Source organism: Hoeflea sp. YIM 152468 (assembly GCF_029210485.1).
Taxonomy (GTDB): domain Bacteria; phylum Pseudomonadota; class Alphaproteobacteria; order Rhizobiales; family Rhizobiaceae; genus Hoeflea.
This window is the reverse complement of sequence record NZ_JARGET010000003.1, coordinates 222,243-233,426: the sequence shown is the minus strand read 5'-3', so window position 1 is coordinate 233,426 and position 11,184 is coordinate 222,243. Positions and strand designations below refer to the sequence as shown.

The 11,184-nt window shown below is 60.7% G+C and carries 12 protein-coding genes; 6 read left to right on the top strand and 6 right to left on the bottom strand.

What is annotated here, in order from left to right; all coding sequences use genetic code 11:
- Window positions 1–216: 216 nt before the first annotated feature.
- From PZ897_RS01395 to PZ897_RS01375, 5 genes are all read left to right on the top strand, one after another.
- A complete protein-coding gene (locus PZ897_RS01395; RefSeq protein ID WP_275749170.1) occupies window positions 217–507 on the top strand; it encodes a putative quinol monooxygenase in 291 nt (96 codons plus the stop codon).
- A gap of 25 nt (window positions 508–532) precedes the next feature.
- Window positions 533–1,543 carry a zinc-binding alcohol dehydrogenase family protein gene (locus PZ897_RS01390; RefSeq protein WP_275749168.1) on the top strand — a complete coding sequence of 337 codons (1,011 nt, stop codon included), beginning with the start codon at window positions 533–535 and terminating at the stop codon, window positions 1,541–1,543.
- A 300-nt stretch (window positions 1,544–1,843) separates the two neighbouring features.
- The gene (gene guaB, locus PZ897_RS01385; RefSeq protein ID WP_275749167.1) at window positions 1,844–3,346 is read left to right on the top strand and encodes an IMP dehydrogenase; all 1,503 of its coding nucleotides are present in this window, start codon (window positions 1,844–1,846) and stop codon (window positions 3,344–3,346) included.
- The gene (locus PZ897_RS01380) at window positions 3,346–3,942 is read left to right on the top strand and encodes a hypothetical protein (RefSeq protein WP_275749166.1); all 597 of its coding nucleotides are present in this window, start codon (window positions 3,346–3,348) and stop codon (window positions 3,940–3,942) included. Before guaB ends, PZ897_RS01380 begins: the two co-directional genes overlap by 1 nt.
- Before the next feature lie 80 nt (window positions 3,943–4,022).
- The gene (locus PZ897_RS01375; RefSeq protein ID WP_275749164.1) at window positions 4,023–4,436 is read left to right on the top strand and encodes an MAPEG family protein; all 414 of its coding nucleotides are present in this window, start codon (window positions 4,023–4,025) and stop codon (window positions 4,434–4,436) included.
- Window positions 4,437–4,499: 63 nt separating this feature from the next.
- On the opposite strand, the gene PZ897_RS01370 is transcribed toward PZ897_RS01375, so the two are convergent.
- Together PZ897_RS01370 and PZ897_RS01365 are read right to left on the bottom strand one after the other, a co-directional pair.
- Window positions 4,500–5,606, bottom strand: coding sequence for an endonuclease/exonuclease/phosphatase family protein (locus tag PZ897_RS01370; RefSeq protein WP_275749162.1), 1,107 nt, complete (start codon window positions 5,604–5,606; stop codon window positions 4,500–4,502).
- Window positions 5,607–5,695: 89 nt separating this feature from the next.
- Window positions 5,696–6,655, bottom strand: coding sequence for a LysR substrate-binding domain-containing protein (locus PZ897_RS01365; protein WP_275749161.1), 960 nt, complete (start codon window positions 6,653–6,655; stop codon window positions 5,696–5,698).
- Between the two features lie 147 nt (window positions 6,656–6,802).
- On the opposite strand from PZ897_RS01365, the gene PZ897_RS01360 reads away from it, so the two are divergent.
- On the top strand, window positions 6,803–7,072 hold the full coding sequence (locus tag PZ897_RS01360) for a DUF1127 domain-containing protein (protein ID WP_275749160.1): 270 nt from the start codon (window positions 6,803–6,805) through the stop codon (window positions 7,070–7,072).
- Between the two features lie 180 nt (window positions 7,073–7,252).
- Here PZ897_RS01360 and PZ897_RS01355 read toward each other — a convergent pair whose 3' ends face one another.
- From PZ897_RS01355 to PZ897_RS01340, 4 genes are all read right to left on the bottom strand, one after another.
- On the bottom strand, window positions 7,253–8,155 hold the full coding sequence (locus PZ897_RS01355) for a DUF937 domain-containing protein (RefSeq protein WP_343217438.1): 903 nt from the start codon (window positions 8,153–8,155) through the stop codon (window positions 7,253–7,255).
- A 105-nt stretch (window positions 8,156–8,260) separates the two neighbouring features.
- Complete coding sequence (locus tag PZ897_RS01350) at window positions 8,261–9,634, bottom strand: glutamate--cysteine ligase (RefSeq protein WP_275749158.1); 1,374 nt, start codon at window positions 9,632–9,634, stop codon at window positions 8,261–8,263.
- A gap of 144 nt (window positions 9,635–9,778) precedes the next feature.
- On the bottom strand, window positions 9,779–10,513 hold the full coding sequence (locus PZ897_RS01345; protein ID WP_275749156.1) for a 16S rRNA (uracil(1498)-N(3))-methyltransferase: 735 nt from the start codon (window positions 10,511–10,513) through the stop codon (window positions 9,779–9,781).
- A gap of 31 nt (window positions 10,514–10,544) precedes the next feature.
- Window positions 10,545–11,183 (bottom strand): hypothetical protein, encoded by a 639-nt coding sequence (locus PZ897_RS01340; RefSeq protein ID WP_275749154.1) that lies wholly within the window; start codon window positions 11,181–11,183, stop codon window positions 10,545–10,547.
- Between the last annotated feature and the right edge of the window lies 1 nt (window position 11,184).

The following is an 11,184-nucleotide window of genomic DNA, read 5'->3' as shown; positions in this document are numbered from 1 at the left end:
ACGGAGGAAGGTCGGGCGCCGCCGCCGGTCGTGCAGCAAATGCACACTCCGCAAAGGCTGGCGCCATGTCAACTGCACCGCGCGGAAGCTCTGCGCTCAGCCGAGCGCCACACAATTGGCCGCCATCGGACGGCCAATTTGAAGAATGCCGGTTTATCCGGCCGCGCACCCCAGCTACACACACACCATCATCAACTCAACCGGGAAATCCAGCAAATGAGCAAACTCACGATCGTCGCCACCATCAAGGCCAAACCCGACCAGATCGCACTGGTCAAGGCGGAACTCGAGAAGCTGATCCCGATCACCCGGGCAGAAGCCGGCTGTATCGATTACGATCTGCATCAGGACATCAGCAATCCGGCCCATTTCATGTTCTATGAAAACTGGGAATCGCGCGAATTGTGGCAGTCCCACATGAAAGCGCCGCATCTTGCAGCCTATGCTGAGGCCACGGACGGCGCGGTTGCCGAGGTCATTCTCCATGAAATGAACCAAATCGGTTAAGCTGCCACAGACCAGGAGGGTTGAAATGAAAGCTGTCGCTCTTACGCACTACCTGCCCATCGAAGATCCGAATTCCTTTCTCGATGTCGAGCTGCCCCAGCCGGTTGCTTCAGGCCGTGATATCCTCGTCGCCGTCAAGGCCATCTCGGTCAATCCGGTCGACACCAAGGTCCGCGCGCCCAAGGATACGGTCGAGGAAACCCCGCGGGTTCTTGGCTATGATGCGTCCGGTGTTGTCGATTCCGTCGGTCCTGACGTCACGCTGTTCAAGGCCGGCGACGAGGTTTATTACGCCGGCGACATCACCCGCTCGGGCACCAACCAGGAATTTCATCTGGTGGATGAACGCATTGTCGGCTTCAAGCCCAAAAGCCTGAATTTCGCCGAAGCCGCTGCCCTGCCGCTGACCACGATCACCGCCTATGAAGCCTTCTTCGACCGTCTGGGAATTGACCGTGACGGCGCCGACGCGGGTCAGACGCTGCTGATCATCGGTGCCGGTGGCGGCGTCGGGTCGATCGGCATACAGCTTGCCAAAGCCGCCGGTCTTGTCGTCATCGCAACCGCCTCGCGCCCGCAAACCGAAAGCTGGGTCAGCCAGCTCGGCGCCGATCACGTCGTCAATCACCGCCAGGACATGGTTGCACAGGTCCGCGCGCTGGGCTTTCACACTGTCGACCACATCGCCATCTTCAATGACATGCGCCACTGGGAGACGGCAGTTGAACTGATTCGGCCCCAGGGCGGAATTGTCTCGATTGACAACACCGATGTGGCGATGCCGATGGCTGGCATGAAGATGAAGTCCGCCAGCCTGCACTGGGAGTTCATGTTCGCCCGCGCCATGCACCAGACTCCAGACATGATCGAGCAGCACAAGCTGTTAAGCTACGTCGCCGCCGAAATCGACGCCGGGCGCATCCGCACCACGCTGGACACGGTGATGACACCCATCAACGCGGACAACATGCGCAAGGCGCATGCGCTGATTGAAACCGGCACGGCCAGGGGCAAGGTGGTTGTCGAGGGATTCTGAGCAGCCGCCGCTCATACGCTGATGGACCTGCGCTGCGGCTGCCCCAACCGGCAGCAGCGGCGCAGGCGTCGCGGCGCAGACGGCCTTGCAGGTGTGTGAACCGCAAAAACTTGCAGAACGCGGTGGTTGGGTCACAATGGTTGCAAACTGTGCGCTGCAGCGAAATTCGGTGCTCAATCGCTTTCCGGCTCTTTCATAAGGACGGGAAGCATGGTACTTGCCGCTGCCAACGCGAACACCCGAAATCAGCATCGGGCGGCCCGGTTTCGGGCGGCCCCGAACAGACGGAGCCGACAGGCGATGGCGACCATTATCCAATCCATTACAGGCGTAGAAGCGCTGACCTTCGATGACGTGCTGCTGCAGCCCGGTCATTCCGAAGTAATGCCGGGCCAGGCCAATATCGCCACCAGCATTGCGCGCGGATTCGATCTCAATCTTCCCATCATTTCGTCCGCCATGGATACGGTGACCGAGGCTCGGCTGGCCATTGCCATGGCGCAGGCCGGCGGCATTGGCGTCATTCACCGCAATCTGGACCCGGAAGAGCAAGCCGAGCAGGTTCGCCAGGTCAAGAAATTCGAAAGCGGAATGGTCGTCAATCCGGTGACCATCAGCCCGCAGGCGCCGCTATCGGAAGCGCTGGCACTGATGAAGGCGCATGGCATTTCCGGCATTCCTGTGGTTGAGCATCGCGGCGGCATCATCACCGGCCCCGGACATCTGGTGGGCATTCTGACCAACCGCGATGTGCGGTTTGCCTCCGATCCGAACCAGAAGATCCATGAGCTGATGACTCATGAGAACCTGATCACGGTCAAGGAAAGCGTCGAGCAAACCGAAGCAAAGCGGCTGTTGCACGCTCACCGCATCGAAAAGCTGGTGGTTGTGGACGGCGAGGGGCGTTGCGTCGGCCTGATCACGGTCAAGGACATCGAGAAGACGCAGCTCAATCCGCACGCGTCCAAAGACGAACAGGGCCGCTTGCGCGCAGCGGCAGCGACCTCGGTCGGGGAGGATGGATTTGAGCGTGCCGAGCGCCTGATCGATGCCGGCGTTGATCTTCTGGTGATCGACACCGCGCATGGCCATTCGCAGAGGGTGCTTGATGCGGTCATGCGCGCCAAGAAACTGTCCAATTCGGTGCGCATCATGGCTGGCAACGTCGCCACCGCAGAAGGCACCAAGGCGCTCATTGACGCGGGTGCGGACGCCGTCAAGGTTGGTATCGGGCCTGGCTCGATCTGCACCACGCGCATTGTCGCCGGCGTCGGCATGCCTCAGCTCACCGCCATCATGAGTGCGGTGAATGAAGCTCAGAAGCACAATATTCCGGTGATCGCCGACGGCGGCATCAAGTACTCCGGCGATCTGGCCAAGGCAATTGCGGCCGGTGCCTCGGCGGTCATGGTCGGCTCGTTGCTGGCCGGAACCGATGAAAGCCCGGGTGAGGTCTATTTGCATCAGGGCCGCTCCTACAAGGCCTATCGTGGCATGGGCTCTGTCGGCGCCATGGCGCGGGGCTCGGCCGACCGCTATTTCCAGGCCGAGGTGCGAGACACGCTCAAGCTGGTTCCCGAGGGAATCGAGGGCCAGGTCCCCTACAAGGGGCCGGTTTCGGGGGTGCTGCATCAACTGGCTGGCGGCCTCAAGGCTGCCATGGGCTATGTCGGCGCCGCTAATCTGGCGGATTTTCACGCGCGGGCGACGTTCGTGCGCATATCCAACGCGGGTTTGCGCGAAAGCCATACCCATGATGTCACCATCACCCGGGAAAGCCCCAATTATCCTGGCGCGGTGTGATGCGGTGGCTCTGGCTTGGCGTGCTGCTCTGCGCCGTCACAGCCGGTCTCTATATTTACGTCTTTACGGTTGAGGCCCCGGCGATCACCGCGCTTGTCGATGGCATGAAACTACCGGACGCGGTTCTGTTCGGCTACGATGTCGGGCAGGCACGCACCTTGTTCGATGCCTTTGTCTCCGATCACCGGGCAGCGCAGCTTGAAGGCAGGCAAAGCGCGTCGGAAGCCTATCTCGCTCTGCACGCCGGGCTGGATCTTGTCTTGCCGCCGCTGCTGGCAGCGAGCATCGGCTTTTGCGCGTTCGCCGCACTTTTCGGGCGCGCCGAGTCCAACCGGTTGCCCCGCGCGATTGGCATTGCGTTCGCGCTCACCCTGGTTTCGGCCTTCACCTTTCTGGGGTGCGACTTCATCGAGAATTCCGTGGCAGACGCGATGTTTGCTCCCAAGGCGCTGGCTCTGTCGTTCAACGATCAGCTGGTCTTCGTCTTGCAGGTTCTGACCCGCGGCAAATACGCCAGTCTCCTGGTCGCCTCGGGCCTGATTGCAACGTTGTGGGTTTGGCGCTGGGCCAGCAAGCCTGCGCCGCAGGTTGACTGATTGATGACTTGTCTAGTTAGTGGCACAGAGAAAGCCCGGACAGATAAGATCAGCTTACACAAACACAGGCGTTTTCAACCATGACCAATTCCACGGCAATATTCTGGCCCGTCATCGCTCAGGTGTTCCTGACCCTGATCATTTACACCATGGTGTCGTCGCGGCGCATTGCAGCGGTAAAGGCAGGTGCGGCCAGGCCTTCAGACTTCAAGGTTCCCTCGATTGAACCGGAGCCGAGTGCGACGGCGGCACGCAATCTGTCGAACCAGTTCGAACTGCCTGTGCTGTTTTTTGCGGTGTGTCTGTCCCTTTTTGTCACCGGTGGTGCGGGTCTGGCCGCCATTGTTCTGGCCTGGGCCTTCGTGCTGACGCGTGTTGTTCATGCCTATGTGCATCTGACAAGCAACCGCATCAGAATCCGCCGGTTGCTGTTCATCGTCGGCCTGGCCGTCAATCTTATCCAGTGGTTGCTGCTGGCCATTCACATAGCATGACTATCGGGTGCTACCGCTGCGAGCTGTCGTCCGTCTGAGTGCAGACTGGAAGCGCTGACCGGTTCACATCTTGCGCGGATCATGCCCAGCCGCCACCGCATCGAGATAGTGACCGGAAAAATCCGTCTTCACCTCGCACCAGAGCAGATTGTGGTCGGACAATTGGTGCTTGCGGTAGTATCTGCGGAAATAGGTCATGGCCTGCTCTTCATCACGGGGCTCACCGTCTCTGCCGTGTGTTATCTTGCGGATGTCGGCTTCACGCGCATAGTGCTCCGCATCTTCGCTGCGATAAACGCTCTTGAAGATGTCCAGCACGCCCGAGGCGCCGAGCTTGACCCTCTTCTCGCCGAGCTTGAAGACGATCTGGTCGTAATGGTGCTTGCCCGACAGGCTTGAGGCCGCGTCGCGAATGCCCTCCGTGGTCACAAACCCGGCATCGAGCAGCGCCTTCATCGTCCTGTGTTCGGGGCTGACAATGTTGAAATCACCGAGCAGGATCATGTTCGCGTCGGTCCCCGAGCTCCGCTTTTCCGCCTTCTGGACATTGGCCAAAAACACGGCAATCTTTTCGATCTCGTTGCGGCGCAGGTCCATCTCGGGCGAGGAGTCTGCCGATTTCCCGTAATAGATATGCACGGTGCAAAGCTTGAAGCGAAACCACCCGGCCTGGAAGGTTACCGCGAAGGGCGTGCGCGCGAACTGCAATTTGCGCGTCGCGTTCTCCTGGTCCGGCGCGACGATCTCCTGGCCTTCCGGCAGGACGATTTCGCCTGCTTCGCGCAGGAAGCGCACCTTGGCCTTGCGGTAGACAAAGGCCAGGCGCTCGCGGTTGCCACTCGCGTCGGTGAGAATATAGTCCCAGTCGCCGCCCAGATACCGCTGCATCAGCAGCTCGAATTTCCTCAGGTCGTGGTTGACCTCCTGGATGGCCACCAGATCGAAATGGTCGATGATCTCGGCTATGTACAGCAGGGATTCCGTTGTGCGATCGTAGGCGCCGCCATCGGAAAAATGCATCAGGTTCCAGGTTGCCAACCGCAGCGAGGCAGCGCCCGTCGTATCCCGGATTTCTTGATCGAGTTGGTGTTTGAGAGCTTTGAGACGCTCGGCCACGAAGGCCCGGTGCATATCGGGCTTGATGTAGCGGATCGATGAAATGAACGACACGGCCATTTCCTCTCTGTGCTGTGAGCCCTGAGAGGGTAACGCAAAAACGGTGCAATGTCAGGCTGTGCCGATCAGGCGCGGCCCACCAGCTACCATGCCGGGATCGCAGCGATGTCCGGTCTGCCTCTCGCCTCCCGGCGCGGTGACGACCCGGAACCGGCCAGCAGCGGCTTCTCGTCCTTTCCGACCGGGGTGATGTTGTCGAGGCTGGCAGCGATATGGCCGCTGATCGCATTGACAAGCGCCGCGGGCGCACCGGGTCTTTTCATCAGGCCGATCTGTGCTGGCTGCAGGGCGGGAAAGCCGTCAGCCGGCGAGAGAATCCGCATACCCGGACGCACGGCGCATTCCGGCAGCAGCGAGACCGCAAGGCCGGACAGCACCGCCGAGGCTACCACTGTCGCCGACCAGCTGGTAAACAGCACCTGATAATCCCGGCCGGCCGAATCGAGGGCTGAACAGGCCAGGTTGCGCCACAGGCAGGATCTTCTTCCGACAGCCAGCGGTACCACCGCATCTTCATGCACACTGTGGTTCATCGACGTGACCCAGTAAAGCGGCTCGGTGCGGACCACTTCCGAGGCGCGCTCGCGCGGATTGTGGGTGACCAGGGCGACATCAAGCTCGCCGCGGGCGAGCCGGGCGGCGAGCTCGGAAGAGGGCTCGCACTCTATGTAGAGCTCAACATTCGGATTCGTCTTGGCGAAGCGGGCGATGATGCCGGGCATGTAGCGGTCGGCATAGTCGTCCGGTGTCCCGATCCGGATCGAGCCTTCCAGCTGTTGGTCGTCGAAGGCGGCAAATGTTTCATTGTTGAGCCGGATGATCCGCCGAGCATAGCCGAGCATGCGCTCACCGTCTTCACTCAGCCGGTTGAGCCTGCCATCGCGAATGAACAGTTTCTTGCCGACCCTTTCTTCCAGACGCCGCATTTGCATCGAAACGGCGCTCTGGGTCTTGAACACCTTGTCGGCGGCGCGGGTAAAGCTGCCGGTGTCGACGATGGCGACGAATGTTTGCAACTGGTCAATGTCGAGCGGTGCAGGCATCGGCGACTCCTATCAAAGAATTTCATACTAAGGATTAAAAACATTCGTTGGTCTGATCAATCGAATTTTGAGACAAAGGCACTGCAAGCCGTGGTTTGCGTCGGTCTGCCACCTTCACGCTCCTTATGGAAGCCAGGGAATGTCGCCATGAATGCCCACAGTTTCACGCCCGTCCCCACGACATCTTTCCGCACGGCAGTCCTGAACGTGTTTCATGTCATGATGCAAAATTCGCAAAAAGCCGCCAAGGCGCTGGTGCGTCGCCAGCTTGCGCGCAAGCTGGATGAGTTATCCGACCGCGAATTGGCAGACATCGGATTGACCCGCGAGGATGTGCACTTTGGCATGTCGATGCCGCGCAATGCGGATCCGACCGTTGAACTGGCTCGACGGGCGAGACTGAATTCATTCAGCTGAGCGGTTTTGCCGCCGGCTGATTTAAAGTCCCCTGCGGGATACCGCCCCGTATCCCGCCTTTGCCCGGTCGCTGGCAACTCCTTGAGTCTGCGCGGCCGGGTCTTTCTTTTGTTTGCGGTTACGCCGCTGTGTCCGGGAGCATGCGCACAGGACATTGCAGGTCTTGGAATGCGTGATGCATCAATGCCGGTTCATGCCCTGAAGATACTGGTCAAAAATCGTTTCCATGTTCTCCTGGTAGCCCTGCTGCACTTCCCTGCCGGACTCGAACATCTGGCCGAACAGCGCATCATAGGGATTGCGGTCACCTGGTGATGCGGCTTGATCCGGCTGGCGCTCCGGTGCGGGCGTCTCTCTTGACTGACCGCCACCCATGGCGTTGCCCAGCATGTCCTGAAAAATCTGTCCGAGCGGGTTGTCGCCGAAAGGGGCGCTGCCGCTGCCTTGTGGCGTCGCGCGCTGTGCCCCTCCACCGAACATCCCCTCCAGGATCTGCCCCAGCGGGTTGTCCATTGGTTTTGCCTGCTGTGCCGGGTTTGCCGAACCACCACCCATTCCCAGACGCATCATTTCCGAGATCAGGTCGCCGATCGGATTGGTGCCGCCCGCCGCCGCAGCCTGCGTGGATGGGCTTGCGGATTGACCGGTTGCCTGTTTGAACAGCCCGCCCATGACGGAAGTCGCCAGAACCGGAAGCATCTGCTTGTAGATTTCCTGGCCGATCCCGGTGGCTGCCGCAGCCTGGGCCGCGACCGCGCGGCTGACCTCCTTGGAGCCGAACAGGTGCCCCAGAATGCCATTCCCCTCTTGCCGGGCCTGCGGCGTGAAGGCCGTCTGCAGGTTCTCGAAATACTGGGCGTGATGGCCGCCCGCCAGTGCAGAGAGGAAATTCGACATGTCCATCGGGTTGGAAACGTTGCGCTTCAGGCCGGTCGAGAACGCCGGCATAAGGGCTGCCATCGCCTGTTCCATCTGGGTGTCATCCAGCCCGAACTGTTTCGCCATGGCACGCACGGCTTCACCGTTTTGTGCCTTCATCATCATGTCGTAAAGCGGCATCATCGGGCTATCTGTCTCCTCCATCGCCTCCACAAAGGCTTGGGTGAAGACTATACCGCCCGAAGCCTCATGCCTAGGGCAGCGATTCTCATTGCAGAAAGCCGTCTCGTGCCTGACAGTCTGGCGTCTTCAATAGGCGTAGTCCTGGAAGACCGGATCGACGGCACCATTCCAGCGGCCGTTGTAGAGCGCGAGCATTTCTTCGGCCAGCGTGGTGCCTCGGGCGATGGACTCCTCGAGCGGCGCCAGAAAATGGCTCTCGTCATTGCCTTCGGCATTCAGCTGTGCCCGATTGACCAGCCCGCGCCGCGAGATGCCGAGAACTTCGCGACCGATCCCGTGCAGCGATTGACCGTTGATTTTGGCATTGAGCCCGTCTCGCGGCGTGGTGTCACGCAGGAGGTTGACCTCATCGAGGCTCCAGCTGCGCGTAAGCTCGAGCGCGTCTTCAAGCGCACTTTCATCATAAAGCAAGCCGACCCAGAAGGCGGGAAGGGCGCAGATCCGGCGCCAGGGCCCTCCATCGGCGCCGCGCATTTCGATGAAACGCTTCAGACGCGCATCGGGAAACAGCGTTCCCAAATGGTTGGTCCAGTCGCCCATGGTCGGCAGCGGCTGGGCCAGCTCACCCTTCATAGCACCATTCATGAACTGTCGGAATGTGACATGTGTGGCTTCGTGATAATGGCCATCGCGCAGAACGAAGTACATCGGCACGTCAAGGGCCCACTCGACATAATCCATGAAGCCGAAATCATCCGAATAGACGAACGGCAATTGGCCCGAGCGCTGATTGTCGGTGTCGCGCCAGATGTCGCCGCGCCAGGATACCAGACCGTTCGGCTTGCCTTCAGTGAACGGCGAGGCGGCAAACAGGGCGGTTGCCAGCGGCTGCAGCTTCATGCCGAGTTGCATCTTGCGCCGCATGTCGGATTCCGACGAATAGTCGAGGTTCACCTGGATCGTGCAGGTGCGGTACATCATGTCCAGCCCCTGGCTGCCGACCTTTGGCATGTAGCGGGTCATGATGTCGTACCGCGACTTTGGCATCTGCGGCGTTTCGGCCAGCGACCAGGTCGGGCTGCCGCCCATGCCGAGAAAGCGGATGCCCAGCGGTTCGGCAATCTCGCGCAATTGCGCCAGATGCGCATTCGATTCGCGGCAAGTCTGGTGAATGGTGTGCAGCGGCGCGCCGGACAGTTCGAACTGCCCGCCCGGTTCCAGGCTGATGGCGCCGGCGCCGGTCGGCTCGACGAGACCGATGATTTTGCCAGCATCGATAATCGGCTCCCAGCCGAGCATCATGGCCATGCCTTCGAGCAGCGCCTTGATCGAGCGCTCCCCCTCATAAGGCACGGGTTCATGGGACTCGGTGAAGAACACGAACTTCTCGTGTTCGGTGCCTATCCGCCAGTTTTCCTTTGGCTTGCAGCCTTCAGCCATCCAGGCGCCCAACTCCTCAAGCGAGTTGATCGGGGTGTCGTCGGTGGTATCGCGTGCCATAGCCGGCCCTTTTTTTTCTATAACTTGAGCGCGATCGGCAACCACGCATGCTGACGCTGATTGGACCGGAAACGGTCCGGCTTGCAAGCAAAATTGCCTAATCACAGTATCAAAGAAGTTTGATCCCGCGCCCCCTGTTTGGTTCTACCAATCGCCGATGGTCATCTGCACGGCGGTCAAAGCCGCCACTGCGGCGGTATCGGCGCGCAGTATGCGCGGCCCCAGCGGTATCGGCGTGACGAACGGCAAACTGGACAACATGGTCCGCTCCCGTTCTGAAAATCCGCCCTCCGGCCCGACCAGCAAAGCCAGATCGCGTTCCATCAGGCTGCCCAGAATTTCGGTCGGATTGTTGCCCGCCTGGGTCTCATTGCAAAAGATGATGCGCCGCGCCGGGTCCCAGCCCGAAAGCAGGGCCTCAAGCTTGATCGCGTCGCCCAGGTCAGGAATGGCGAGGTTGCCGCATTGCTCTGCTGCTTCGAGAATGTTGGCGGCCAGCCGTCCGGCATTGACCTTGTGCAACTGGGTATGGTCGGTAAACACCGGCGTGATCCTGGCCACGCCCATTTCTGTGGCTTTCTGAACAAGATAATCAAGCCGCCCGATCTTCAGCGGTGCAAACAGGAACTCCAGCCGGGATTTCGGCGGCTGAGCCCGGGTCTGCGTCCCGATCTCCAGATCTGCGGCTTTCCTGCTGTGTGGCCTCAGCGTCGCGCCATATTCGCCATCGCGGCCGTTGAAGACCAGAATTTCCGCCCCGTCCTCGAGCCGCAGAACCGTCAGCAGATAGTGCGCCTGCTCTTTCTCCAGCGGCACCACTGCCCCGGGGGCAAGAGGTGGCTCGACACACAGCCGTTGAAGTTTGTAATTCGCGCGCATTTCGGTGTTCTTGCCCAAGCCGATCGGAAGATCAAGTGCCCGGCTTCCAGGCGCGAGAGTGAAACGCCGGGCGGTACCCATTGCGGAGCGCGGCGACGGTCGCAGGTGGCGTGACCAGATATACGGGCTCCCCCGTCAGCGCGGAGGCCTCCAGGGGGCTGGTGTAGCCGCCAAAACTCCAGGGCAGCAATTTCCCCGCCCGCACCGCATAGTGGGTTCCATTCTGACGGATCACACTGCCATCCGGAAGCGCCGCGCTGGTTTCCAGCGAGATAAGCCGGTCAGCATCATCGGCGCGGCGGCGGCGTTCGGTGGCGAGACAGGCATCGATCTCCGGCGCGCGGAGTCTCGCCCTGTCGCGGCCTCGCGCGAAGGCCTCGGCGAACGCGTTTGCGTCGGCGCGCCGGCATTCGAAACACGGCCTGTGCCCCGCGGCAAGGGCGGTAACTTCGTCGAGAAAGAACAATTCGGTGTAATGGCCCGGTTGCATCAACTCTCTGCGCCGTCCCTTGAACGCGGTGCGGCAGATGATCCAGGATCGGGTTTTCTGGGCTCTCACAATTCGCTGATCAGCGTCGTGCAGTGCGCCGCCACGATTGCCCATGAATTCGCCGCGGGCCGGATCTGACCATAGGGTGCCGGACGGGTCGACCCTGTTCTGCAAACCCATG

Bases quoted from the DNA above. Each gene is read 5' to 3' on its own strand.
- PZ897_RS01395 (WP_275749170.1), top strand. From the start codon at position 217: ATGAGCAAACTCACGATCGTCGCCACCATCAAGGCCAAACCCGACCAG.
- PZ897_RS01390 (WP_275749168.1), top strand. From the start codon at position 533: ATGAAAGCTGTCGCTCTTACGCACTACCTGCCCATCGAAGATCCGAAT.
- guaB (WP_275749167.1), top strand. From the start codon at position 1,844: ATGGCGACCATTATCCAATCCATTACAGGCGTAGAAGCGCTGACCTTC.
- PZ897_RS01380 (WP_275749166.1), top strand. From the start codon at position 3,346: ATGCGGTGGCTCTGGCTTGGCGTGCTGCTCTGCGCCGTCACAGCCGGT.
- PZ897_RS01375 (WP_275749164.1), top strand. From the start codon at position 4,023: ATGACCAATTCCACGGCAATATTCTGGCCCGTCATCGCTCAGGTGTTC.
- PZ897_RS01365 (WP_275749161.1), bottom strand. From the start codon at position 6,655: ATGCCTGCACCGCTCGACATTGACCAGTTGCAAACATTCGTCGCCATC.
- PZ897_RS01360 (WP_275749160.1), top strand. From the start codon at position 6,803: ATGAATGCCCACAGTTTCACGCCCGTCCCCACGACATCTTTCCGCACG.
- PZ897_RS01355 (WP_343217438.1), bottom strand. From the start codon at position 8,155: ATGGAGGAGACAGATAGCCCGATGATGCCGCTTTACGACATGATGATG.
- PZ897_RS01350 (WP_275749158.1), bottom strand. From the start codon at position 9,634: ATGGCACGCGATACCACCGACGACACCCCGATCAACTCGCTTGAGGAG.
- PZ897_RS01345 (WP_275749156.1), bottom strand. From the start codon at position 10,513: ATGCGCGCGAATTACAAACTTCAACGGCTGTGTGTCGAGCCACCTCTT.
- PZ897_RS01340 (WP_275749154.1), bottom strand. From the start codon at position 11,183: ATGGGTTTGCAGAACAGGGTCGACCCGTCCGGCACCCTATGGTCAGAT.